Annotated in this window: 23 protein-coding genes; 10 read left to right on the forward strand and 13 right to left on the reverse strand. The window is 48.1% G+C overall.

Annotated elements, in window-relative coordinates; all coding sequences use genetic code 11:
• Positions 1–355 precede the first annotated feature (355 nt).
• The gene (gene folE, locus QL223_RS07715; RefSeq protein ID WP_002535026.1) at positions 356–1009 is read left to right on the forward strand and encodes a GTP cyclohydrolase I FolE; all 654 of its coding nucleotides are present in this window, start codon (positions 356–358) and stop codon (positions 1007–1009) included.
• 63 nt (positions 1010–1072) lie between these two features.
• Here folE and QL223_RS07720 read toward each other — a convergent pair whose 3' ends face one another.
• The 3 genes from QL223_RS07720 to QL223_RS07730 all read right to left on the reverse strand — a co-directional run bounded on the left by QL223_RS07720 (position 1073) and on the right by QL223_RS07730 (position 5816).
• Positions 1073–2266 carry an amino acid aminotransferase gene (locus tag QL223_RS07720; RefSeq protein WP_002535027.1) on the reverse strand — a complete coding sequence of 398 codons (1194 nt, stop codon included), beginning with the start codon at positions 2264–2266 and terminating at the stop codon, positions 1073–1075.
• 317 nt (positions 2267–2583) lie between these two features.
• Positions 2584–3984 (reverse strand): asparagine--tRNA ligase, encoded by a 1401-nt coding sequence (gene asnS, locus QL223_RS07725; protein WP_039849382.1) that lies wholly within the window; start codon positions 3982–3984, stop codon positions 2584–2586.
• A 227-nt stretch (positions 3985–4211) separates the two neighbouring features.
• Entirely contained in the window at positions 4212–5816 is a 1605-nt protein-coding gene (locus tag QL223_RS07730) for a methyl-accepting chemotaxis protein (RefSeq protein WP_281544369.1), read from the reverse strand.
• Positions 5817–6042: 226 nt separating this feature from the next.
• On the opposite strand from QL223_RS07730, the gene queD reads away from it, so the two are divergent.
• Entirely contained in the window at positions 6043–6405 is a 363-nt protein-coding gene (gene queD / locus QL223_RS07735; protein ID WP_002535034.1) for a 6-carboxytetrahydropterin synthase QueD, read from the forward strand.
• Between the two features lie 99 nt (positions 6406–6504).
• Here the strand turns inward: queD and queE are convergent, their stop codons facing one another.
• Entirely contained in the window at positions 6505–7167 is a 663-nt protein-coding gene (gene queE / locus QL223_RS07740; protein ID WP_281544370.1) for a 7-carboxy-7-deazaguanine synthase QueE, read from the reverse strand.
• Positions 7168–7427: 260 nt separating this feature from the next.
• Between queE and QL223_RS07745 the strand changes: the two genes are divergently transcribed.
• Positions 7428–8642, forward strand: coding sequence for an ROK family transcriptional regulator (locus tag QL223_RS07745; protein ID WP_002535038.1), 1215 nt, complete (start codon positions 7428–7430; stop codon positions 8640–8642).
• 221 nt (positions 8643–8863) lie between these two features.
• Here the strand turns inward: QL223_RS07745 and QL223_RS07750 are convergent, their stop codons facing one another.
• From QL223_RS07750 to bioA, 8 genes are all read right to left on the reverse strand, one after another.
• Positions 8864–9703, reverse strand: a complete 840-nt coding sequence (locus QL223_RS07750) for an energy-coupling factor transporter transmembrane component T (RefSeq protein WP_002535039.1) — start codon at positions 9701–9703, stop codon at positions 8864–8866.
• Positions 9700–11394 carry an ABC transporter ATP-binding protein gene (locus QL223_RS07755; protein WP_281544371.1) on the reverse strand — a complete coding sequence of 565 codons (1695 nt, stop codon included), beginning with the start codon at positions 11392–11394 and terminating at the stop codon, positions 9700–9702. The genes QL223_RS07750 and QL223_RS07755 overlap by 4 nt, the downstream gene beginning before the upstream one ends.
• An 8-nt stretch (positions 11395–11402) precedes the next feature.
• Positions 11403–11951 (reverse strand): ECF-type riboflavin transporter substrate-binding protein, encoded by a 549-nt coding sequence (locus QL223_RS07760; RefSeq protein WP_281544372.1) that lies wholly within the window; start codon positions 11949–11951, stop codon positions 11403–11405.
• A gap of 513 nt (positions 11952–12464) precedes the next feature.
• Entirely contained in the window at positions 12465–13703 is a 1239-nt protein-coding gene (gene sstT / locus QL223_RS07765; RefSeq protein ID WP_002535042.1) for a serine/threonine transporter SstT, read from the reverse strand.
• Between the two features lie 319 nt (positions 13704–14022).
• Positions 14023–14697, reverse strand: a complete 675-nt coding sequence (locus QL223_RS07770) for a ChrR family anti-sigma-E factor (RefSeq protein WP_281544373.1) — start codon at positions 14695–14697, stop codon at positions 14023–14025.
• Entirely contained in the window at positions 14690–15322 is a 633-nt protein-coding gene (locus QL223_RS07775) for a sigma-70 family RNA polymerase sigma factor (RefSeq protein WP_281544374.1), read from the reverse strand. The genes QL223_RS07770 and QL223_RS07775 overlap by 8 nt, the downstream gene beginning before the upstream one ends.
• 68 nt (positions 15323–15390) lie before the next feature.
• A complete protein-coding gene (locus QL223_RS07780; RefSeq protein WP_281544375.1) occupies positions 15391–15942 on the reverse strand; it encodes an LON peptidase substrate-binding domain-containing protein in 552 nt (183 codons plus the stop codon).
• Positions 15943–16004: 62 nt separating this feature from the next.
• A complete protein-coding gene (bioA, locus tag QL223_RS07785; protein ID WP_281544376.1) occupies positions 16005–17285 on the reverse strand; it encodes an adenosylmethionine--8-amino-7-oxononanoate transaminase in 1281 nt (426 codons plus the stop codon).
• Between the two features lie 108 nt (positions 17286–17393).
• Here bioA and bioB point away from each other — a divergent pair, with 108 nt between their 5' ends.
• The 4 genes from bioB to bioD are packed head-to-tail and all read left to right on the forward strand — an operon-like array spanning position 17394 to position 21113.
• Positions 17394–18446, forward strand: a complete 1053-nt coding sequence (bioB, locus tag QL223_RS07790) for a biotin synthase BioB (RefSeq protein ID WP_281544377.1) — start codon at positions 17394–17396, stop codon at positions 18444–18446.
• Between the two features lie 15 nt (positions 18447–18461).
• Entirely contained in the window at positions 18462–19628 is a 1167-nt protein-coding gene (bioF, locus tag QL223_RS07795; protein WP_281544378.1) for an 8-amino-7-oxononanoate synthase, read from the forward strand.
• Positions 19625–20440 (forward strand): malonyl-ACP O-methyltransferase BioC, encoded by an 816-nt coding sequence (gene bioC / locus QL223_RS07800; RefSeq protein ID WP_281544379.1) that lies wholly within the window; start codon positions 19625–19627, stop codon positions 20438–20440. The genes bioF and bioC overlap by 4 nt, the downstream gene beginning before the upstream one ends.
• A complete protein-coding gene (gene bioD / locus QL223_RS07805; protein ID WP_046305499.1) occupies positions 20433–21113 on the forward strand; it encodes a dethiobiotin synthase in 681 nt (226 codons plus the stop codon). The genes bioC and bioD overlap by 8 nt, the downstream gene beginning before the upstream one ends.
• A gap of 52 nt (positions 21114–21165) precedes the next feature.
• Here bioD and QL223_RS07810 read toward each other — a convergent pair whose 3' ends face one another.
• Positions 21166–21342: a hypothetical protein gene (locus tag QL223_RS07810; protein WP_002535055.1), complete on the reverse strand. Its 177-nt coding sequence runs from the start codon at positions 21340–21342 to the stop codon at positions 21166–21168.
• A gap of 536 nt (positions 21343–21878) precedes the next feature.
• On the opposite strand from QL223_RS07810, the gene htpX reads away from it, so the two are divergent.
• The 3 genes from htpX to QL223_RS07825 all read left to right on the forward strand — a co-directional run bounded on the left by htpX (position 21879) and on the right by QL223_RS07825 (position 25728).
• The gene (htpX, locus tag QL223_RS07815) at positions 21879–22760 is read left to right on the forward strand and encodes a protease HtpX (protein ID WP_002535057.1); all 882 of its coding nucleotides are present in this window, start codon (positions 21879–21881) and stop codon (positions 22758–22760) included.
• A gap of 157 nt (positions 22761–22917) precedes the next feature.
• Positions 22918–23235, forward strand: a complete 318-nt coding sequence (locus QL223_RS07820) for a VOC family protein (protein WP_281544380.1) — start codon at positions 22918–22920, stop codon at positions 23233–23235.
• A gap of 183 nt (positions 23236–23418) precedes the next feature.
• Positions 23419–25728: a penicillin acylase family protein gene (locus tag QL223_RS07825; RefSeq protein WP_281544381.1), complete on the forward strand. Its 2310-nt coding sequence runs from the start codon at positions 23419–23421 to the stop codon at positions 25726–25728.
• Positions 25729–25904 lie beyond the last annotated feature (176 nt).

Genomic DNA, 25904 nt, shown 5'->3' on the forward strand with positions numbered 1-25904 from the left:
AATACTGTAGCCGATTGCGTTAGTCAGGTCATGTGACGTAACTTTCATGCTTAGCCTATGATCTCTATATAGACTTGTACTTTTGGCGGACACAATCGGTGCAACGAGATTGATGACAGAGCGTTAATAACGAACCAAGCATCTTTGTAATGATGAGGTATTCTGCTCAACTCGTAGAAGAAAGAAGGTATTATCGCAAACTTTGTAGCCGGAAACTAATGCCCACACGCATTTCGAGGTGTAATTTTCCTACTATTAACGTTATGCTTCAAAATTCTGACAGCACATTGATCCTTGTCCTCAAAAGGCGAGTAATAAATAAAACTATAACATTGGAACGATCCGAGGAATGACTATGACAGCATTGAGCGATTCTGCAAAACGAGTCCGTGAGGCGCTGATAGCACGTGGCATTGAGACGCCGATGCAGGCTGGGTCGCCGATGACCGCCCAAGAGAAGAAAGAGAAAATCGAATACCACATGCGTGAAATCCTGACGGCGATGGATCTTGATTTGGAAGATGATAGCCTGACTGAAACACCAATGCGCATTGCGAAAATGTATGTCGATGAAGTCTTTTCTGGCCTGGATTACGCTAACTTCCCAAAAATCACAGTTATCGATAACAAAATGGGCTGTGATGAAATGGTAAGAGTGAAGAATATTACGCTGACCAGCACCTGCGAGCACCACTTGGTGACTATCGATGGGCAGTGCACAGTTGCTTATCTGCCAAAGAACAAGATCATTGGTTTATCGAAGATTAACCGTATCGTAAGGTTCTTCTCTCAACGTCCACAGGTTCAGGAGCGCTTGACGCGCCAAATCCTCGTGGCCCTGCAAACGTTACTGGAAACAGATAACGTAGCAGTTCATATGAACGCAACCCACTATTGCGTGAAAGCACGCGGTGTAATGGACGCCACAAGTGAAACCACGACGACTGCATTGGGTGGTATCTTCAAATCCAACTCAGCGACGCGCGCAGAATTCCTACATGGCATCTAACACTGAATGACGAATACAAAAAAAGCGCCGGAAAGGCGCTTTTTTCTTGGCTGCAATTTTGAATTACTTCAAAACAGCGGCAATAGCTTTACACAGTGGACCCATGTTTGAACGTGTCATGCCAGCAACGCTGATTCGGCCAGAACCAACAATGTAAACACCGAACTCTTCTTTCAGTTGGTTCACTTGTTCTTTGGTCAGGCCAGAGAAAGAGAACATGCCGTTTTGACGCTCGATAAAGCTGAAGTCACGGTCAACGCCTTCTTCTTTCAATGTCGCTACGAACAGCTCGCGCATCGCCTGAATGCGAACGCGCATATCTGCCACTTCCTGCTCCCACTCTGCGCGCAGTGCCGCATCGTTCAGGATAACAGTCACAACCGCAGCACCGTGTGCTGGTGGGTTAGAGTAGATAACACGCGCAATGCTCTTCACTTGGCTAAATGCAGCTGCAGCTTGCTCGGCAGATTCACCGACCAGTGTGAATGCACCAACACGCTCATTGTACAGACCGAAGTTTTTCGAGAATGAACTTGCGACCAGAAGCTCTGAACAGCTTTCAGTGAAAATACGCAGACCTGCAGCATCTTCTTCAACGCCTTTCGCAAAACCTTGGTATGCAAAGTCAAACAGCGGCAGAAGACCTTTTTCTTTTACCAGTGCTGCGAGTTGTTGCCATTGGCCTGCATCTGGGTCGATACCGGTTGGGTTGTGGCAGCAACCGTGCAGAAGGACAACATCACCAGCGCTTGCAGTGTGGAGATCTGCCAGCATGGCATCGAAGTCCATGTCTTTAGTTTCTGCGTTGTAGTAGCTGTATTGCGCGACTTCCAGACCTGCTGCAGCGAATACGCCATTGTGGTTTGCCCAAGTTGGGTTGCTCACCCAAACTTTCACGTCGCCAAGTTGGCGTTTAATGAATTCAGCCGCCAGACGAAGAGCGCCGGTACCACCCGGAGCTTGTGCAGTTTGTGCACGTTTGTCTGCAATTACTGGAGCGTCAGCGCCGAACAGCAGTTTTTGCACTGCCAGACCGTATTCAGGGGTACCTGGAATCGCCAGATAAGATTTGGTGGTTTCGTTTTCCAGCAGAACAGCTTCTGCTTTTTTAACGGTTGCCAGAACAGGGGTGTTTCCGGATTCATCCTTGTAAATACCTACACCCAAATTGATTTTCTCAGCACGGGCATCGGCTTTGAATTCTTCGGTTAGGCCTAGAATAGGGTCGGCGGGAGCCGCAGCAATTTTTTCAAACATCTTCGTTCATCCATGGCGTTAGTAACTTTCTTTTTTTATAACATTTGGCTGATGGTAATAAAACGGAAATTTAAGGATTTTTTACGATTAGCTATCACTTGGCTGCCGGATGACAATAAAGCCTCTATTTCTCTATCTTTTCTTAATGGCGTGATGTGGGACAGACAAGTTTTGGAGGAGTGGCACAAAATCCTGAAACACGCATGAGAAGGGGAGTCGTACGTGCCAGAGAAGACGAAAATCTCGTGTGCCTGATGAAGAAAAATTACAGACAAAAAAGGCCGCTTTTCGCGACCTTTTTAAACATCCAAAATGGATTAGAAGTTTGCGCTACGTGGCGTACGTGGGAATGGGATAACGTCACGAACGTTGCCCATACCTGTCACGTAAGAAACCAGACGCTCGAAGCCCAGACCGAAACCCGCGTGTGGCACAGTGCCGTAACGGCGCAGGTCGCGATACCAGTTCATGTGCTCTGGGTCGATGTTCATCGCACGCATACGCTCGTCTAGTACATCCAGACGTTCTTCACGCTGTGCACCACCGATGATTTCACCGATGCCAGGTGCCAGAACGTCCATCGCAGCTACAGTTTTGCCGTCGTCGTTCAAACGCATGTAGAAAGCTTTGATGTCTTTCGGGTAGTTTTTAACGATAACTGGCGCGTTGAAGTGTTCTTCAGCCAGGAAGCGCTCGTGCTCAGAAGCCAGATCGATACCCCACTCAACAGGGAATTCGAACTTCTTGCCAGATTTGATCAAGATGTCGATAGCATCGGTGTAATCTACTTGAGCGAAGTCAGAATCAACAAACTTCTCAAGTCGGGTGATCGCTTCTTTGTCGATACGCTGAGCAAAGAATTCCATATCGTCACGGCGCTCTTCAAGCACAGCTTTGAACACAAACTTCAGCATGTCTTCTGCCAGCTTTGCTACATCGTCCAACTCTGCGAACGCTACTTCTGGCTCAACCATCCAGAATTCCGCAAGGTGGCGGCTGGTGTTTGAGTTTTCAGCACGGAAAGTTGGGCCGAAGGTGTAAACCTTGCTAATTGCGCACGCGTATGCTTCTGCGTTCAACTGACCTGATACCGTCAGGAAGGTTTCTTTACCGAAGAAATCTTCGTTGTAATCAACGTCGCCTTTGTCAGTGCGAGGCAGGTTTTCCATGTCCAGTGTAGAAACGCGGAACATTTCACCAGCACCTTCAGCGTCAGACGCAGTGATTAGTGGAGCAGATACCCAGAAGTAACCTTGCTCGTGGTAGAAGCGGTGAATCGCTTGTGCCAGACAGTTACGTACACGTGCTACCGCGCCAATGACGTTGGTGCGTGGGCGCAGGTGAGCTACTTCACGCAGGTACTCAATCGAGTGGCGGGTTTTCGCCATTGGGTACGTGTCAGCATCTTCAACCCAACCAACCACTTTCACGTTAGTTGCTTGCAGTTCGTATGCCTGACCTTGTCCCGGGCTTTCTACCACTTTACCGGTAACTTCTACAGAGCAGCCTGTGGTAAGACGCAATACTTCTTCCTGGTAATTATTCAGCTCATTAGGAACAACCGCCTGGATAGGGTCAAAACAAGAGCCGTCATAAATGGCAAGGAAAGAAATACCGGCTTTTGAATCACGACGTGTGCGGATCCAACCGCGAACAGTGACTTCTGTGTCTACTGCCGCTTTGCCGTGCAGGACGTCTGCTACAGGCACATAGTTCATAATTTGCATCTAACTCCGTTGAAGAATATCCGACGATTCAGAGTCGTCGGACTAGGATAATTCGCACTAGGACTGGCAAGTTTACCCGCATACCTGAGCTACCTCAAGATGCAGTAATAACGAGGCTTCATGGTGCGATGAGATCGAAGAAAAAACCAGCAAATTTCGATAAGTAGAAAGAAAAAGGAGGCGGGCAGCCTCCTAAAAGTGATGTATTAGTACCCAACTTAAGCCAATTTGAACTGATCTATCAGTTGCTCGAGTTGATCGGCGAGGTTTTTCAGCTTCGCGCTGATGGCCTGTGTCTGGTTAGCGTTGGTTGACGTGTCTTCCGCATGGGACTGAATGGTCACCACCTGCTCTCGAAGGTTATCCGCCATTTCAGCCTGATGCACCGTATCCTGACTGATCTCTTTGGCGTTCGCATTCACAATCAGGATTTCCTCGGCGATCTGAGCCAATGAGTTAGACAGTTGCATGACGGTATCAGAGCGCTGAGCCGTGTTTTCGCACGTGGTCTCGATGGCTGAAGCTGAACGCTCGGCATCGGCTGTCAGTTGCTCGATGATGCTCTGAATATCGCCTGTCGCATCATGGGTGCGACTGGCAAGACTTCTTACTTCGTCAGCGACAACAGCAAACCCGCGACCTTGCTCGCCAGCTCGGGCTGCTTCGATCGCAGCGTTAAGGGCAAGAAGGTTGGTTTGTTCTGCAATTCCGCGAATGACTTCCAGAATGCTGTTCACTTCCTTGCTTTGCTGGTTCACAGCAAGGATTTGATGACGAACCTGATCGACTTCCTGAACCAACTGCTGGATCTGCTCCGCTGCAACATTCGCGACGTTGCGACCTTGTTGTGCGCTCTCTGCCAGGTTTTGGCTCAGTTCTGCTGCCTCGGTGGTTTTCTCTTCCACGATATGCTGATGATGTTGAACTTCATCAATAGACGAAGACATCTCCTGCGTTTCCCGGCGTTGATTCTCAACCAGATGATTGGTTTCACTGGAGACATTAGTCAGCACTGTGGCTTCCTCAAGCAATGTCGTGGCTGTACCTTTCACGCGGTTCAGGCTGCTAGAAAAGCTGTCGAGAAGGGTATCGCAACTGGCTGCCAATTGGCCGATTTCATCGTCCCGATGCATGGCCAAACGTTGGCTGAGGTTTTTTTCTTCGCTGCAACGATGCATGAAATGGGAAATTCGCTTCAAAGGCGAAACCAAACTGACGCGAACGAAGCCGAAAGTAAGCGCAAAACCGCCGAGGGTAATGGCTCCCATGATGCCAGCTGTGACCCACATATCCCCGTTGATACTTTCATAGAGTTCGGACAGGTTATATTCCAGCCTCACGACGCCAAGAACAGTGTCCTCTGGAACAATGTGGCACTGCATACAATTGGTGCCGCGATAGTTTGCGCTGGCTTTCATTGGCAGAGCGACCACAATACCGGGACCATAATCGCGGGTAACACGCTCTACAATGGTTTCTCCCGCTACCGCACGGTGGTCTATGTTATCGAGAATTGCTTGATTAGGATTTCCGGGGCCGAAGATGCTTGTAATGCCATCGGCACGGATAACGCGGGCATCTTCAATACCATTCTGTTCCAGTACTTTATTTCTCAGCGCTTCCTTTTGATGGATGGTGCCGGTCAGCATCATCATGTTCAGGCTATCGAAATAATTGCTGGCTTTATCTAAGGTTTGCTCTCCGACAATATCAGTAACAAATGTTTTCTGGTGATTAGTTTGGTAGATCAGGGAAACAGCTAATACGACAGAAAATATACCGAGCAAGACGAAGAGTATTTTTACCGCTATTGGTAGGCGCATTGTTAACGATGACTTCCATGTAGTTATTATTATCAATAGTTTAGCTTCAACAATGTGAATAAGTATTAACCATGATGTTAATGTGTGATTGTTGCAACACAAAAATTTATGGGTCGTCTCGCACGCTTGGAAATTGTTATTGCAGCCGAATCAGTTTGAGCTCAACGCAATTATTGAGTAGCATCGCCGCGCAATGTAAAAACACTCGATCACAGGAACGCTAAAAATGCATACCGAACTGTTTAAAGAATTCATGTTTGAAGCGGCACACCGACTGCCGAATGTCCCAGAAGGACATAAGTGCGGTCGTCTGCATGGCCACTCTTTCCTGGTTCGAATTTATGTGGCCGGAGAAGTGGATCCGCATACTGGCTGGGTGATTGATTTTTCTGAGATCAAGCAAGCATTCAAACCTATCTATGATCGTCTGGACCATTACTACCTGAATGATATTGAAGGTCTGGAAAACCCAACCAGTGAAGTGCTGGCGAAGTGGATTTGGGATCAGCTAAAACCAGAACTGCCAATCCTTAGTAAGGTTATGATTAAAGAAACCTGTACAGCGGGCTGTATTTACACTGGCGAGTAAGCAATTTGCTTTAACAGCTGAATAAAAAAAGGGCCAAATTGGCCCTTTTTTCGTGCCTTGAAAAATAAACAGTCTGCCTGCCTTTTTCAGAGAGTAATATCAGGCAATTTCCAGATACTTGTGTGTTTGAATCGAAAGACGCCAGTTTTTCTTGATGCAGGTTTCAATGCATAGCTTAGTTGCGCGTTCTTTTTGGCTGATCGGTTGAAGTGCAACTTCTTTATCTGATAAATCAATGTCTTTCAGTAGTTCTTCGAGCTTTTCAATATCACTTTCTGTACCCACTGGGTGCTTTATCTCGTTGGCACGCGCTAAGGCTTCTCCCAAAACTGGCAGTTTTCCTCGCATGTTGATCTTAGGGGAAACAGTGACCCAGGTATTGGAGGTGGCTTTTACTGCGTAGGTGCCGCTGGTTTCGATTTGACAACGATAACCATTTGATTCTAAAAGTGAAGTTAAAGGGAGCAGATCAAACATACATGGCTCGCCTCCAGTAATCACGACATGTTTGGCGTGATAACTGCTTTGCAGATGAGTCAGAATTTCTTCGGCAGTGACTTTCGTCCACAATGGACTATCGCCATTTTTCGCGATAATGGTTCCAAAATCACGTTCATCGGCTGGCAGAGTATCCCATGTCTGGCGCGTATCACACCAAGGGCAGCCTACTGGACAGCCTTGAAGACGAACAAAGACAGAAGGTACGCCGGTGAAGGTGCCTTCGCCCTGAATGGTTTCGAATATTTCGTTGACGTTGTACATACCGCTAAAACAGTCACTGGTTCAAAGAAGGGGGCAGATTATGTCAGTTTCGGGGGCAACTGTCTTGACCAGAAATAAGCAGATACATCTCTTACCGTTTGAAATGGCGCTAACTTATTGATTTTAGGAATCTGAACTTTTTATCTATGCGGTAAATTATTTAGCTCGTGACGAGCTTCACGACATTATCTCATGACGCTTCACAATTACTTCGCAAAGTAAAAAAATTCACTATTCAAGAATTTTACAGGGAGTATGGGATGATCCTCGCCCAGCCAGGACATATAGATCACATCAAGCGTAACAACGCTGGAGCAGTATATAAGTTGATCGATCAGCTAGGGCCAATCTCCCGAATTGAACTCTCTAAGCGCAGCCAGTTAGCGCCTGCCAGTATCACCAAAATCACCCGTGAGCTGATTGAAGCCCACTTGGTCAAAGAGACTGAGTACGGTGAGCCAGTCAGCCGTGGACGTCCTGCTATCGGACTGGTGTTGAACAATGAAGGCTGGCAATTCCTTTCTATCCGTCTTGGACGTGGCTACCTGACGCTGGCACTCCACGAGTTGGGTGGTGACATTTTGGTGGAAGAACGCCACGACATTCTGGTGCTTGAACAAGACTTACTGCTCGAACTGATTCAGCAGCATATCAACCAGTTTTTCTCCACCCACTCTGAGGTGGTTGACCGTGTCACTGCCATTGCCGTGTCCCTGCCCGGTTTGGTGAACAGTACGCAAGGTATTGTGATTCAAATGCCGCACTATGATGTGCACAACATGCCTTTGGGTCCTGCCATTCACCGTGCGACAGGCTTGCCTGTTTTTATCGGTAATGACACCCGTTCATGGGCATTGGCGGAAAAGCTGTTCGGGAATGCGCGTGATGTTGAAAACTCAGTACTGATTTCGATCCACCACGGTGTCGGCGCTGGCATCATGATTGACGGCAAAGTGCTTGAAGGCCAAGTGGGTAACATTGGCGAACTAGGCCATATTCAGATTAAGCCTTTCGGCAAACGCTGCTATTGCGGAAACAGTGGTTGTCTGGAAACGGTGGCCAGTTTACAAGCAGTGCTCGAAGATGCGCAGGTACTACTGGATCAAGGTCATGAAAGCGTGTTGCAGGACAAACCGCTGACGATTGATTCTCTCTGTGCTGCGGCAGTAGCGGGTGACGGTGTTGCGGTAAAAGTGATCACTGAGCTCGGACACAATCTAGGTCAGGCAATTGCCATCGTGGTGAACTTGTTTAACCCAGAGCGAATTTTGATTGGCGGTGAATTCAACCAGGCGAAATCTGTGTTGTACCCAGCCATTATGGAACGTATTCAAAACCAAACGCTTCCACATTACTTTGAGAACTTGGTGCTGGAAGAAAGCCATTTCTATACTCAGGCAACCATGCCAGGTGCTGCACTGGTGAAACGCGCCATGTATGACGGCTATTTGCTGATGAAGGTGCTGGAAGGGTAAAGGTCGACAGCCTCTAAGAGTGAAAATGAAGAAAGGAGCCATTGGCTCCTTTTGTTGTTTATACCAATCACAGTAAGTAGGTGATCAGAAATAGCGCAGGAAAAATGCTCGAGAGTAAGGCAAAAAATTTCGATAAGTAGTTATTCTACAATCAAATTTTTCAACGCAGTGATCGAGTATTTTAACAAGCTAGGATGAGCAGATATTTACTACGATTGGTATTATAGCGGGTACCAGACAACACCATTGTCGAGCGAGCGTTTCGTCAGCGCCAGCGCAACACAGATAGCGATAAGTGCCAGCATGCTCCAGTCTTTCAGAGCCAGCGGGCGCTCGTTATACCAAGTACGTGATTTATTACGTCCGAAGCCTCGAAGTGTCATGGCATTAGAGATTTCGTCTGCACGATCCAGGCTGGAAAAAATCAGTGGGATCAGAATCTTTGCCACACCACGAAAACGTGTCATCAGCGGTGCGTTCTTTGAGAAATCCACACCACGAGCTTGCTGTGCATGCATGATATTGACGAAATCATTCTTCACTTCTGGCAGATAACGAAGCGTGAGGCTGACCGCATAAGCAATCTTGTAGGGTACACCAATGCGATTCAGGCTAGAGGCAAACTCCGTTGGGTGAGTGGTAAACACAAACACCAGTGCGATAGGGAACATGCTGAAGTATTTCAACGTGACCGTGAGTAGGTAAAACAGGGTTTCCTGAGTAAGCGAATAGTTACCCGGTAACGCAATGATCTCAGTGGCCGTGTTTGTCCATTCTGAACCTTGTTGGGGCGCAACCAGAAACATAAACACGGCATTCATGCCGAGTACGCTCAATGTACCCAGCAGAAGTGGTTTATAAACCTGAAAAGCCACGCCCGTCATCTTCAGCAAGGCTAGGCCGAGCAGCACCATTGCAACAATAATACGCAGGTCGAAGGTCGTGAGAACCACAGTGACCCAAGCCATAAACAGGGCAAATTTGGTGATGCCATTTAGCGCATGAAGCGGGGATTGGGTATCAATGTAGTTGATACCAAACTTCATTTTCGATGCTTTCATTTGGCGTTGTTCTCTGTCTCAATAAACTGCTGCATAAAACCGTTGATGTCAGTGATACCTGCCCGCTCTGCCAGTTCGTATAGGCTGGTGGTGGTCAGGTTAGCTGCATCTAAAAGTGTTGGCTGGCTGAAGACGTCAGTCATCGGCGCATCAGCGATCAATTTACTGTCAGCAATCACGATAGAACGGGTGGTGTTTTCAAGCACCAGATGAAGGTCATGAGAAATAATCATCACGGTCACACCACGTTCTTTATTCAATCGTTTGATGAAAGAAAGCATCGCGGTGTAATTTCGATAATCCTGACCAGCAGTTGGCTCGTCCAGAATCAGCAGTTCCGGTTCCATCACCAGAATTGAAGCGATGGTGACACGTTTTTTCTGACCATAGCTCAGTGCATCGACTGGCCAATGGCGATATTTACTCAGACCACAGAATTCAAGCACTTCAAGACAGCGTCGTTCGACCTCTTTGTCATCCAAACCTTGGTTTTTGAGGCCGAATGCCACTTCATCCATGATCATATGGTGGGAGATCATGTGATTAGGATTTTGCATCACCACACCGACTTTCTTGCTTCGCTCAAAAATCGACAACTGATTGAAATCCTGACCGTCGAAGCTGATGCTACCTGCATCTGGTTCCAACACGCCCATGATCAGTTTGGTTATGGTGGACTTACCCGAACCGTTTTTACCGAGAATGGATACCAATTCGCCGCGGTTAACAGTAAAGGAAACGTCTTCAAGCGCATTTTTCTCACCGTCATAGGAGTAGGTGAGTCCTTCCACAGTTAGCAAAGGTTGCTGATTTTCTGTGCGAACAGAAGAGTTGTTCACTGTTGCCCAATGTTGGAGCGACTCTTTGAACTTCTCGACGGGTAGTGCAGACAGATAGGCAGGAGAATCTGATTCCGCCAGCTCACAACCCGCATGTTTGAGCGCAGAGAAATACAGTGGTTGGCGAATTCCGTGTGTTTCCAGCAGACCGGACATCATCAGCGCATTTGGTGTGGTGTCTGCCACGATGGTGCCGTTATCCATCAGAATGACGCGGTCAACATGCTTGGTCAGCACATCTTCCAGACGATGCTCAATGATGATGATGGTTTTGCCGGTATCACGGTGCAGCTGATCAATGATTTCAATGGTGTGTTTGCCCGTCTTCGGATCAAGTGCGGCAAGGGGCTCATCGAACAACAGCTCATCGACATCGTCGACCAGCACGCCAGCCAGAGAAACGCGTTGCTTCTGGCCGCCTGACAAATCATGAGGCGCGTGGTTGAGCAGGGCTTCCAGCTCAACCATCTTGGCAGTGGCTTTCACAACAGGGTACATGTCAGCAACCGGAACCTGTTGGTTTTCCAGAGCGAATGCGATGTCTTCACCTACGGTTAGGCCAACAAACTGGCTGTCGGTATCCTGCAAAACGGTGCCGACTTGTTCTGTGTACTGAACCAGTGACATCGAACTGGCGTTTTGGCCGCCGATGAAAAGCTCACCAGAAACATCGCCTTCTACGGAATGAGGAATCAAACCGTTGATGCACTGACCCAGCGTCGATTTACCGCTGCCACTTGGCCCGATGATCAGGACTTTTTCACCTTTCTCAATGCGAAGGTTGATGCCCTTGAGCGTTGGGTTCACCAATGCATCGTATCGGAAGCTGAAGTTTTTAAATTCTATGGTCATGGAGATGGTCAGGCCTCAGTCAGATTACGACACTGGCTGTTGCGCTTGGCGACAGATTGCAGGATGAAGTAGCCGACCACCGACACGAGCAAAGCGTTACCTGCGGCAATGATGCAAAGCTGGATAAATACCTTGGTGAAAGGTTCTGCATACAAAATAGTATCAAGGAAGGCTGAGCAGCCGTAGCCAATCACATTGCCGAGCAATGCTAGAAGCGCAAACAAGAAGACATCTGGCAGTTTGAAATGGCCGTACTTGAGGCGTTTTTTGGTTAACAGTGGGAATAACCCGATGATCATGCCCACAATGCCTGAGCCTAATACCCAGGTCAGCCATACGCCCCATCCTGCGAAAAGATCAGTCACCCAGTGGCCGATGAAACCAACGAAAAAGCCAACGGCTGGGCCAAACAGCACAGCGAAAAGTGCCAAAATCGCCATGGCGGGTTTCAAAGTGGTGTTGGCAAAAACCGGAATACCAAACATGGGCAAGCCACCGATGCCGTAAAGAGCGGCACCAATGGCAATAATAACGACTGTTTTTGCAGAGAGATTCATAGATAACCTTTCACGCCCGGCTGATCGAAGGCGAGCCAGGACGCTTCGTGATGCAAATATTTTTATACCCAAATAACCTGAAGATGCATGATTCAGCGAGTTTGACTGGCGTTGTGATCGCGGCGTTCCTTTGCAGGTGTAGTCACCTCCATCAAAAAGGAACAACAAAGAGCACGGCGTCAGTCAACTCGCCCGAAGGGAGGCCCTCAATGCGCCCACTTCATCGTTAAATTCCACGGAAATAGAACGACTATTCCTCGCGAAATTTGCCTCGAATTGAACGCATTGATGACCTCTGAATGCGAGCATCTTCAGATTATTTGGGTATAAGTGGCTCCCAAAAAATGAGGCGGGATTATAGGGATAATTTTCGGGAAAGGAAAGCTATCTATCTAGACGTCTAAACCTTTCTGTAAACCAAGATAGACGCTTGATGAAGCTTTGACCGAAACGAAGTTGAGAACCAACAAAAAAGGCGCCGAAGCGCCTTTCTCAAAGAGAGGGAATTGGAGGCTATTTCACCAGCTTCTCCAGTACCGCTTTGCGTTCAACTTCACGACATGCTGCGGCAGTGAACACCACGTCTGTTGAGCTGTTCAGTGCGGTTTCAGCTGAATCCTGAACCACACCAATGATGAAGCCTACCGCAACAACCTGCATTGCCACATCGTTCGGGATACCGAACAGGTTACAAGCCAGAGGAATCAGCAGCAGTGAGCCACCCGCTACGCCAGATGCGCCACATGCAGAAACCGCGGCAACGATGCTGAGAAGAAGTGCGGTGGCCAAATCTACCTGAATACCCAGTGTATTAACGGCAGCCAGTGTCAGAACGGTGATTGTAATCGCCGCACCGCCCATGTTGATGGTCGCACCCAGAGGGATTGAAACGGAGTAAGTGTCTTTATCCAACTTCAAACGGTTACATAGCTGCATGTTCACTGGGATGTTCGCAGCGGAGCTTCGCGTAAAGAAGGCGGTCATACCGCTTTCACGCAGGCACTGGAACACCAATGGGTAAGGGTTTGAGCGGGTTTTGAAGTACACAATAATAGGGTTAACGACCAGCGCGATAATTGCCATGCTACCCAACAGCACAGCCAGCAAGTGCGCATAGCTCATCAGTGCTTCAAAGCCAGTTTCTGCGAAGGTTTTTGCCACCAGACCAAAGATGCCCAGCGGTGCCAGTTTAATGATGTTGCGAACGATGAAAGAGACGCTTTCTGCAACGTCACCAAACACCGTTTTGGTGGTGTCATTGGCGTGGTGAAGAGCAATGCCCAGGCCGATTGCCCAAGCCAGAATGCCGATAAAGTTACCGTTCATCAGAGCGTGGATTGGGTTATCCACAATGCTGAACAGCAGGGTAGTGATCACCTGGCCAATACCTTCTGGCGGTGCAACTGCGGTTTCAGAGGTTGTCAGCGTCAGTTCCGTTGGGAACAGGAAGCTCATCGTCACCGCGGTCAGCGCGGCGGCAAAAGTACCAACAAGGTAAAGGATAACGATAGGACGAAGATGTGTGTGTTGGCCTTTGCGCTGATTAGCGATAGATGCTGCGACCAGGATAAAGACCAGAATCGGAGCAACGGCTTTTAACGCACTGACGAAAAGCCCACCGAGGAAACCGACGGATTTTGCACTTTCTGGCGAAAAACTTGCCAGCGCGACACCCGCAATAATACCAACCAGAATCTGGACAACCAGACTGGTATTGGCAATGCGAGCGAGAGGAGATTGTGTTTGCTTCATTATATTCTCACTTCACTGTGTAAGGGTCTTGGGGCCCCATAACCGACAAAGCCTCAAACGTCATCACGCTTGAGGTAAAACTGTTAACACGAGGTTAGCGGTTGGATTAAATCAGGACGGCTGGCATCCTGTAAAGGGATAAATGACACAAAATATACAATCAGATCGCATATGCGTGATTATATAACGTTATATGTGGATATGGTGATGTAATGTGTTGGATAAATAACTGTTGTTTAGTTGTTAATTGGCTTAATAAAAAAGCGCCCTTGAGGGCGCTTTGGTGGTAAACATCATACTGAGCTTGGTGCGTATCGGACTAATAAATAACGCGTCCAATAGTGTTAAGCAACTGACTAACGCCTTTTGTGAAGTGGAGTGGAGCGTCAGCGACTGTGTAGCATAGGCAACCATCGTGTGTTTGCGGGGTGTGATGGTTTGAGCCGTCCAACACAATGAAATCACCTGGCACGTACTTGTCGTGTTCGTCTTCGAAATGACCACTCAGTAATAGCGTCACTTCCATGCCCTTGTGAGTATGACTTGGAACACTGCCATTCATGCCAATATGAAGCAGGCTTGCTCTGGTATCGCCTTCATTGAGAGGCAGCCTTGCTCGGCTGATTGCACCAATTGAGCTCCACCCTAAATGATGATATCGGCGCAGTGCAGTCGGCAGATTGTATCGTTCACCTGCCACCTCAATCTCTGTAGAAGGGGAAGCAGATACTTTTGTCATTGGCACGCTCTCTCCGCTGATGATGGATGCCATAATTTCAGCAAACAGCGCATCATGCTCTGCGTTGGCCTCGGTGTGCTTAACGCTTTCATCACTGAAGGCTGATTCAGCCGCTTTCGCTTCGTAGTGCGCAAGCTTATCTGCGCAGCATGAACACAGTTCACAGTGGGCAGCGACGGCAATGGACATTGATGCCGGCAATTCACCCGCTGCATGTGCCTCAAGCAGTGCTTCAGACGGATGGTACTTAATCATTATTTACCTCCAGATGAGTACGCAGTTTTTGAAGGCCCAATCTCAACCTAGATTTGATGGTCCCCAGGGGTACATTGAGTTGGTCTGCGAGCTCTTGATGAGTCAGCTGTTTCAGATAGACACCTCTGACGACCTGCTGTTGTAAGTCAGGTAACAAATCAATGTAAGAAAGCAATTGCGTCTGAATTTGATCTTGCAAGGCTTCGTCTTCCTGATCGCCAACTTCACCATCAATAAGCGGCCAAATGTCGCCACTCAAACAATCTTCTCTGTTGCTCTTCACTTTTCTCAGCATGTCAAAGCTGACGTTACGCATGATTGTGAACACCCAAGTCGATGCGCCGCCTTTAGTCCCGTCATACAGGTGGGCTTTTCGCCATACCAGAATCATGGTTTCCTGAACCAACTCCATCGCTTGACCATCGGCTCTCAAGTGGCGAAGGCCGTAAGAACGGATTTTCGGAGCAAAATGACTGAAGAGGCTTGAGAAAGCCTTATCGTCTCTTTTATTCGCAACGAGCGTAAGTAACTCCGCCAAATGTTCAGGGGTGGGTGTAGACATAGATGACCGACTGTTTGATCGTTTCTGGTTGCTTGAATTATAAGTGCTTTCGACCAGTTCCATGATGATTGTGTCCTGTAAATGTCTTACCAGTCGAAACGAATGAAATTCAAATTTGGATCACTTGTACATCAAATTTTTTCTTCGGTGAGCAGTAAAGAAATGAATTGTTTGGCTTCTTCTAAATCCTTTTGGGACAAGAACCATTGCCTTTGGTTGTTGGCGAGCGGAAGAATTTCTAACCAGCGTTGGCATACCCAAAGCATATCATCGAAGTGCTTTTCTTCGTGGTATTGCGAAGCATGTTCAGGATGGGCTTCGAAAACGCTTTCCAACGCTTCGCCTAGAATGCCAGCGCCTTCAATTTCATCCCAATTCTCAAGCGCTTCGGCATCGCCGACCCAAAGTCCGTCTTCTTCCTGGCCGATATTGTCCAGAGCGACACGGGAGATACCTCGGATGGTGATGCCAAGTAAACCGTCTGATAAGGTTTCAAAATCGACGATCTTTACATGTGTGCCGAAGCGACAAATTGCGTCTCCGTCCTTCATTGCCAGCACAAAACCGCTGTCGCTCGCCATTGATTCCTTCACCAAGCGCACATAGCGTGGTTCAAAAATCCTTAGCTTGGTAACACCGCCAGGCAGTAAAAAGAGGGGTAACGGAAAAAGACCTAAGTGCATTGAAACCTCCATAAAATCACATACAAAATTACGGAGAGATCAGTGTGTGAGATCACCTTCGCTTACTCTTTACTCTCGAAATAGTCGGCAAGTCCGCTTTGAATGGCATCAACCAGTTGCTTAAGTTGCTCGCTGCTCATGTCGTATGGCGGCATGATATAAACTAATCGGCCAAACGGACGAATCCATACACCTTTCTTTATGAAGTGTTTTTGAATGGTATCGACATCGACGGGTGAGTGCGTTTCCACCACACCAATCGCACCGAGCCAACGCACATCCTTTACGTGCGGCATTTCAAGCAATGTTGGAAGTAATTCAGCCAGCTTTGCTTCAATACCGAGCACTTTTTCCTGCCAGGGCGTGTCTTGGAGTAATTGAAGGCTGGCGTTGGCTACAGCACTAGCGAGAGGGTTTCCCATAAAGGTTGGGCCATGCATAAAGCAACCTGCTTCCCCGCTACACACTGTGTCTGCTACATGCTTAGAGGTGATGGTGGCTGCCATGGTCATATAGCCGCCCGTTAAAGCTTTACCCAAACAGAGAATGTCAGGTTCGATATCGGCGTGTTCGCAGGCGAAAAGCTTGCCTGTACGGCCAAAGCCAGTAGCGATTTCATCACAGATTAAAAGAATACCGAACTCGTCACACAGTTCTCTGACGCGCTTTAGAAAGATTGGGTGATAAATCCGCATTCCACCCGCACCTTGAACGATAGGTTCGAGGATCACTGCTGCTATTTGCTTTGCATTGCTTTTTAACTTGTCTTTGAAATCGGCAATGTCATTTTCGTCCCACTCATCGTGGAAACCGCATTGCGGTGAGGCCGCGAAAATATGTTCCGGTAAAAAGCCTTTATAGAGCTTGTGCATTGAGTTATCTGGGTCTGTCACTGACATCGCTGCAAAACTGTCGCCGTGATACCCGTGGCGAAGTGTCAAAAACTTCGCTCGGCTTTCCCCTTTTGAATGCCAATACTGCAGCGCCATTTTGAGTGCGACTTCCACAGAAATAGAGCCTGAATCACACAGAAATACTTTCTCTAGCGAAGGCGGTGTCAAGGCTACCAGCTTTTTACACAATTCGATCGCTGGCTCGTGAGTGATGCCGCCAAACATCACGTGAGACATGTTGGCGAGCTGAGAAGTAACAGCTTCATTCAAGGCAGGATGATTGTAGCCGTGAATCGCTGCCCACCAAGACGACATACCGTCAATAAGCTCGGTGCCATCTTCCAGATAAATGTGAACACCTTCCGCCCGGCTAACGGGATAACACGTCAACGGGTTAATGGTGGATGTATAAGGGTGCCAAATGTGATTGCGGTCGAATGCGATATCCATGCTCAAAAAATATCCAGATGTAAACCATAGAGAGTGTTTGCTGTTGACATTGTAAAGGGCGACCTTAGACTGGACAAGTTATCGTTTAATCAATTTGAGGAAAGACAGGTGGACGTTCGCCATAACTGGACTGTCGAGGAAGTACAGGCCCTTTTTGAAAAACCTTTTATGGATCTGATGTTTGAAGCGCAACAGATTCACCGACAGTACCAACCCGCTAACCAAGTGCAAGTCAGCACACTGCTTTCCATTAAGACTGGTGCGTGTCCTGAAGACTGTAAGTACTGCCCCCAGAGCGCACATTACCGCACCGACGTAGAGAAAGAACGTCTGTTGGAGGTAGAGCGTGTTCTGGATGCAGCGCAAAAAGCGAAGAACTCAGGTGCGACGCGTTTCTGCATGGGTGCAGCGTGGAAAAACCCTAAAGAGCGTGACATGCCGTATCTGAAAGACATGATCAAAGGTGTGAAGGGTATGGGCCTTGAAACCTGTATGACACTTGGCATGCTGAGTCCGGACCAAGCGAACGAACTTGCGGGAGCGGGTTTGGATTACTACAACCACAACCTGGATACCTCACGCGAGCACTACGGCAACATAATTACTACCCGTACATTCCAGGATCGTCTGGACACGTTATCTCATGTTCGCGGAGCGGGCATGAAGGTGTGTTCCGGCGGCATCATCGGCCTTGGCGAGAGCAAACAAGACCGCGCTGGTCTGCTTGTCGAGCTGGCGAACCTTCCACATCACCCAGAAAGTGTGCCAATTAACATGCTTGTTAAGGTCAAAGGCACGCCAATGGAAAGTGTCGACGATGTTGAGCCTTTTGACTTCGTTCGTATTGTCGCCGTTGCGCGTATTATGATGCCGAAGTCTGCTGTTCGCCTGTCTGCAGGCCGTGAAAACATGAACGAGCAGATGCAGGCCATGTGTTTTATGGCGGGCGCGAACTCGATTTTCTACGGTTGCAAGCTGCTGACCACGCCAAACCCAGATGAAGACTCAGATATGATGCTCTTCAAGAAGCTGGGCATTAACAGCGAGCAGGCTGTCCAAAAACCGGATCAGGTTCAGGAAGAAACGCTGTTGACTCAAGTAGCAGAACGCGTAGCTTCTCGTCCGGGCAAAGACGATCTCTTCTACGAAGCGAACGTTTAGGAGCGCGCTTCGACAATGCGTGAACAATGCCAGCTGCAAAGCCGTATCGAGCAGAGGCTCGAAGCGCGGCGGCAACAACGCCTTCACCGTCAGGTGGCTGCATTCAGCCACCAAGACGGACTGATTACGGACAGCGATAATCGCCAGTTCGCCAACTTCTCGGGCAACGATTACCTTGGCCTCGCTCAGGACGCATCCCTCATCAAAGCCTGGCAAGAAGGGCTTTCCCTTTACGGCGCAGGAAGCACAGCTTCTCCGTTGGTAACCGGCTTCTCTAAAGCTCACCAGTTCTTGGAAGACCAGCTTTGCGATTGGTTGGGCTTTGATCGGGCGATATTGTTTAACAGTGGTTTCTCTGCCAATCAGGCGGTGATTTTCTCTTTACTAGAAAAGGGAGATTTGCTGCTTCAAGACAAGCTTAATCATGCCTCTTTAATGGAAGCGGGCATGCTGTCTGAAGCCACTATGAAACGCTTTCCCCATAACGATGTGACTAAACTTGGCGTGCTTCTCCAGAAAGCGGGAAGTCCAATGCTGACAGTCACAGAAGGCGTATTCAGTATGGATGGTGACCTGTCACCACTGGCTGATGTGAAAGCACAATGTGAAGCTCACGGTTCATGGCTGATGGTGGACGATGCCCATGGCTGTGGGATTCTTGGCGAAGATGGTCGGGGTAGTTGCGATCATGCCGGTATTAAACCTGACATACTGATCGTGACCTTTGGTAAAGCCTTCGGGATGATGGGCGCGGCTGTACTTTGCAGCGAGAGTGTCCATGATTATTTGACACAGTTTGCCCGTCACTACGTGTATTCAACCGCGATGCCGCCTGCTCAGGCGCATGCTTTAACAAAGGCGGTCGAGATCATCAGCACACAATCCTGGCGGCGTGAGAAACTCGCATCGCTCTCTGAGCTTTTTCATTCTTCGTTAGCTGACGCCTCAGAAGTCATTCCTACGATAACGCCAATCAAACCCGTTGTACTAGGCGATGTAGAACGTATGCAAATTGCAGCAACATCCCTTAAAGCATCCGGGTTTTGGACGGGGGCGATTCGTCCACCGACAGTGCCAGCAAACTCTTCCCGTCTTCGAATCACGTTGTCAGTCAACCAAAGCGAATCGCAAGTGAAAGAGTTAGTAGCGACACTGCGCCAGATTTTGCAGGAGGCATCATGAGTCAGGCTATCGATTTTCAGCAAGGCGCATTCACCATGCTGAATGACGAAAAGAAAGCCATCAAGGACGCCTTCGGCCGTGCGGCAAAAACGTATGACAACAGCGCTTCATTTCAGCGACGTGTTGGCCATCTGTTGATGGACATGAACACGGATTGGCAAGGTAAGACTGTCCTTGATTTGGGCTGCGGCACTGGCTATTTCACCAAACAAATACTGGAGCAGGGCGCAAACATGATTGCGCTCGATCTTTCCGACAAGATGCTTGAGCAGGCGAGGTCACGTTGCGGAGACTGCGTGGACTATGTCTCCGCCGATGCCGAAGCGCTGCCATTGGCAGATAACAGTGTTGATATCGCTTTCAGTTCATTGGCATTGCAATGGTGTCATGACCTTTCTGTCCCTTTGAATGAGTTAAAAAGAGTCGTGAAGCCAGGAGGCAAAATCCTCTTTACGACCTTGTTAGAAGGTTCGCTGGAAGAGCTGAAGCAATCATGGCGTCAAGTGAACGGGCAGTCTCACGTTAATACCTTTTTATCACACAAGCAGGTAAACATTGCGCTCGCTCAAGCTCACTGCAACCACTACCACATAGAATGTAAGCCGATTACGGAGTATTACCCCTCGGCGTTGGCGCTAATGAGAGACCTAAAAGGGATCGGCGCAACGCATCTTCAAGAGGGAAGAAGTGCGGGTCTAGTTGGCAAACGTACCTTCAACGAATTGGAAAACGCTTACGGCGTTTTCCGGTGTGCAGATGGTACCGTTCCCGCTACGTATCAGGTTTGCTTTGGAGCTATAACAAATGAATAAAAGCTTTTTCGTCACAGGTACGGATACTGAAGTAGGAAAAACTGTCGCTTCAATGGCGGTTATGCAGGCTGTCTCCAAGGCTGGTTACAGCGTGGCTGGATACAAACCAGTCGCCGCAGGCAGTAAGGAAACAGAACAAGGCCCAATGAACTCAGACGCCATTCGCCTGCGCGAATGTACGACAGTAGAAGTTAGCTACGCGGATGTGAATCCTTGTCTGTTGCATGCGGCTTGTTCACCGCATATTGCTGCTGAATTGGAAAATGAAACGGTCGACTTTAGTCTTCTAACGGATGGATTGAAGAATCTTCAAGCGAGATCGGAATTCACATTGGTAGAAGGTGCTGGCGGCTGGCGAGTGCCTGTTACTTATGACACTACGCTGGCAGACTGGGTTGTGGGTGAGAAACTACCCGTGATTCTTGTTGTTGGTATTAAGCTGGGTTGTTTAAATCACGCTTATCTTACCGCTGAAGCGATTCGCCGAGATGGCATGGAAATCGTTGGCTGGGTCGCGAACCGCGTTAACCCGGGAACAGAGCACTACGGCGATATCGTTAAGACGCTGGAACATCACTTGAAAGTGCCTAAGCTGGGTGAGATTCCTTACATGCCATCTATCAAGTCGCGTGACTTGAGTGGTTACATCGACATCGCACCACTGGGGTTGTAACCAAAAGAAAAGCCAGCTTAAAGCTGGCTTTTTTTGGAACTTGGTTTTGTGCTTATTTGCTATCTTCCGGCAGCAAGCCCATCAGTGATTGCTGAACATCGGACACTTCTTTGAGCTTTTGATTCTCATCGTCGGCAAGCCCCAACTCGGCACAAGCTTCGTCAAAGCTCATTCCCAAGTGACAGCAAAGGATATCGATCGCCATACGATAGTTTTCTTTGTCAGCCATGATTCTCTCTCCTTAGAATCGCGTCCCTGCTGGGCCACAATGTATGCCTTTTAGCATTTCATCCTTATGCGTACGTTATTCCTCTCTGGCGACAAATACAACTCGACAAAAGTCTAATACCCTAGTCGAACATCCTCTATCTGTTACCTGTTTTACGCACGCTTAAAAAATAGCATACGGCGTATGTTTGCAAGAACTTGCGTTTTAAACTGTGCTCCCTCGCAAATAACGAGTGATGGAGATGTCAATCCAAAGCAGAGTGTACAGAGCTGACCCATTCCAAAGCACATGACTTAGATGAATGCTTTGGCTTCAAGGTCCTGTACGAGTGAATGGTTTTTCTTTTAACCCTCTGACCAAGAGAACAAAAACAACAAATTTCTGTGATTTGTGTTTTAAATTGTTACACAGGCTTGTTTTTCCACATTTCGACCCTACTATTCGAACTGTATACCCAAGCTAGCTGAGGTCACTGTGATCAGCGACTTGAGGTAGCTTGAGTAATACGCTTTCATGATTCGGAGAATATTGACGCAATGAAACGCATCGCATTATTTCTGATGACAAACCTTGCTGTACTGTTTGTCTTCAGCATCGTACTAAACATCGTATATGCCGTTACCGGTCTTCAACCAGGCAGCTTGTCTGGACTATTGGTGATGGCAGCATTGTTCGGTTTTGGTGGCTCACTGATTTCGCTGATGATGTCGAAATCTATGGCACTACGTTCAGTGCGCGGCCAAGTTATCGAACACCCACGTAACGAAACTGAGCACTGGCTGATGAGCACAGTGAGTCGTCAGGCACAGCAAGCAGGCATTGGTATGCCAACGGTTGCTGTTTACTACTCGGACGACATCAATGCTTTCGCGACAGGCGCGAAGCGCGATGATTCTCTGGTTGCGGTTTCCAGCGGTCTGCTGGAAAACATGACACGTGATGAAGCTGAAGCAGTTCTGGCGCACGAAGTCAGCCACATCGCAAATGGCGATATGGTGACTATGACTCTGATGCAAGGTGTCGTGAACACCTTCGTTATCTTCATTTCCCGCCTTATTGCTGGCGCCATTAGTGGTGTAAACAACAGTGATGAAGAGGGTGAAGGTGGCGGCAGTTTTATCACTTACTTCATCGTATCTTCTATTCTGGAAATCGTGTTTGGCCTGCTGGCAAGCATCCTGACCATGTGGTTCAGCCGCCATCGCGAGTTCAAAGCGGATGCTGGTGCTGCCAAGCTGGTAGGTAAAGAGAAAATGATTGCAGCGCTGGAGCGCCTGAAAGTGAGCCATGAGAGCCGCCTTGAAGGTTCTATGATGGCTTTCGGTATCAATGGCAAGAAGTCGCTGAGCGAATTGTTCATGACTCACCCTCCATTGGATAAGCGCATTGCATCACTGCGTACAGGTGAGCATCTGTAACAGGTATTCGTCCTGACTTTGATAAAAACGCCTCCTTATTTAAGGGGGCGTTTTTTTATCCCTCTCTTTTTCAGCCAGAAAGATAATCATCAGCTAGATTTCAAGAAAACACAGAAGGAGAAAGGAAGATGAACCCTGTTGGGTTGTTTGGGTATAAATGGATAGAGCAAAGGCATTTTACGAAGCCACTTTGGGTATGACGCTAAGTAAACAGGAAGTGGGCGGGCAGCAAATGGCGTGGTTCCCCGTAGAAAAAGAAACAGCCTATGGCGCGACGGGTGCATTGATCTTGGGTGAGCCCGGCGCTTCAGCGACCACTGTCTACTTTGGGGTAGAAAGCATTAAAGATGTATTAAGCCGCGTAAAGGAAGGATCTGTCGTTGTTCCGAAAACAGCAATTGGTGAAAACTTTGGTTTTTTCGCAAAGCTTCGTGACAGTGAAGGGAACTTGATAGGTCTCCATAGTCACAGTTAAGCGACAAGTTGTAAGAAATTCGGCTTGGCGGTCACGTTTGTGGCCGCTTTTGCTTGGGTGGTTATTTTTTCAGCGCCCTCAATGTGTTGAAATGGCAGTCATGCGCTTGCACGCTGTTCAATTAGTCTAATAAACCAGTCAGTGTTGACTACATTCTAAAAACTAAGGATTCATGGAAGACGGATGCTGAAGGCAATTAGATTTGTCATTTACAGTGCTGTAGTTTTGGCACTGCTCGCGACCGCCGTGTTTTACGGTGCGCTGACGCTCAGCCTTCCAACACTCTCTGGTACTGCCTCTTCAAACAGCGTGAGCGATACAGTTCATCTGCAGCGCGATGAATTGGGCACCGCTATTATTATCGCCGAAAACCGTCTTGATGCCTCCTATGCGCTTGGATATGCCCATGGGCAAGATCGCTTCTTCCAGATGGATCTGCTCAGAAGAAACGCAGCAGGGGAATTGTCTGCTTTGTTTGGAGAGGCGGCATTGCCTATAGATGAAAACCGTCGTTTCCATCAGTTCCGCAAACGAAGTGAAGCCGCTTTTAAACAACTGTCAAAAGAAGATCAGCTAACGTTAGAAACCTACGCCAATGGCGTGAATGATGCATTAGCCCAGCTTTCACTACCGTCCTTTGAATATCTGGTCACTCAAACACAACCATTGCCATGGAAACCAGAAGATTCGGTATTGGCAATCTTCAGTATGTATCTGGACTTGCAGGGAAGAAGCCTCGAACGTGATCTACTGATCGACGCGCTACACAACAATTTTGGTGACGAAATCGCCCGTTTCATTCTTCAACCTTCGCCGTTTCAGGCTGCATTGGATAGCTCAACCACCACAATAAAGCCCCTGTCTGTTCCAGACTTGAACCCATCTTTATTGGCGAATGCCCAGCAGATCACAATAGAAAAGCCGCAGGCGGTGGGGAGTAACAACTGGGCGGTACACGGTTCTTTAACCCGAAATGGCAAAGCCATGCTTTCTGATGACATGCACCTCGGTTTGAATGTGCCCATTATCTGGTATCGCACCCAAATCAATCTCCTGTCCGGTGATGACCTAACCCAAATTACGGGAGTCAGTTTGCCGGGTGCACCTGCCGTCGTGGTAGGAACAAATGGTCATGTGGCCTGGGGCTTTACCAATGGATATATGGATACGGCGGACTGGTATCTGTTGAGCCCCAAAGAGAAAACGACGCTGGAAACAGAAACCATTCCCCTAAAAGAAGGGGAACACAAGTACCTACTTGAGCAAAGTCAGTATGGGCCAGTTAAGGTGATAAATGGCCTTAAATATGCCTTGAGTTGGGTGGCGCACCGAGACTATGCCGTCAATTTGAACCTGATGAAACTGGAACAGGCAAAAACGGTTCAGGAAGCTTTGGGGGTCAGTAAAAACACAGGCATACCCTTACAGAATCTAGTGGTGGCTGACTCTGCCGGCAATATCGCTTGGCAGGCGACGGGAGCCCTACCTGATAGACGCAAACCGCTCTCGAGGCCGGAAGCCTCTTCGCGATTCGACCAACGCTGGTGGCAGCAAGCGACAGATGTGCCTTTTTCCATTAACCCTAAAACTGATCGAATTTGGACAGGCAATAGCCGTGTCGTTAGTGCCAAGCAGGATCCACGCTTTGGCAATGGTGGATACGCGCTCGGTGCTAGAAGTGCACAAATAAAACAAAGATTGATGGAAAAAGATCTTTTCGATATTGAAGATTTCTACGCCATCCAGTTGGACAATGAGGCCGTGTTCTTAAAACGCTGGCATGCTCGCTTGCTTGAAGTGCTAGAACAGGATGCCGGCGTTTTTCAGGAAGATATCGGTGCGCTCAACAGATGGAATAACTGCGCCTGTGCAGAGTCTGTTGGTTATACCTTGGTGCGAAAATTCCGTGATGCACTTATTGATGCGTTATTTGCACCGCTTGAAACCAAGCTTGAATCTCAGCAACTTTCGCTTTCCCTCATTGAACGGCAGATCGAACCAGCACTTTGGCAACTGATGTTGGAACAGCCTCCGACTTGGCTACCTGCTGGTTATGAAAGTTGGAATGCTTTTCTAACGCAAGCCTACTTGGGTATGCGTGATGCCCTTATGATTGAAATGACAGGCCATGCCGATGGTTCTTTGCAAGCATTGAAATGGGGAGAGGTTAATCAGCTAAAGGTGCAGCATCCGTTCAGCAAGCAAATCCCCATTTTAGGCGGTATTTTAGATATGCCTCCCGTGACTGGGTTTGGCGACCGATTTATGCCTGCGGTGCAGGGGAGAACCTTTGGTGCTTCTCAACGTCTTATTGTTCAGCCTGGAGACGAAGTCAATGGGGTTCTGACGCTTCCAGGAGGGCAAAGTGGTCATCCATTATCGCCTTTTTATCGTGAAGGCTTTGAAAATTATGTAAATAATGCATTTACGCCGCTGTTACCTGCCACGCCTATCCATCAAATATCTTTTCAACCTCAGGCTCCGATCCAGTGAATCGGTGAAATTCGACAAAATTAATGTCTAATTAGTCTATTTTTAATGATAAATACAAATATAAATAAATGAATATTAAAGTAATATTGATTGACTGTAAAAAATAATGACAACTTAATTCTCGTCAAAAACAATTGAATTTAATCAATAATATTCATTGTATTCGTTATCAACAA

The organism is Grimontia sp. SpTr1, from assembly GCF_947387585.1.
GTDB lineage: Bacteria > Pseudomonadota > Gammaproteobacteria > Enterobacterales > Vibrionaceae > Enterovibrio > Enterovibrio indicus.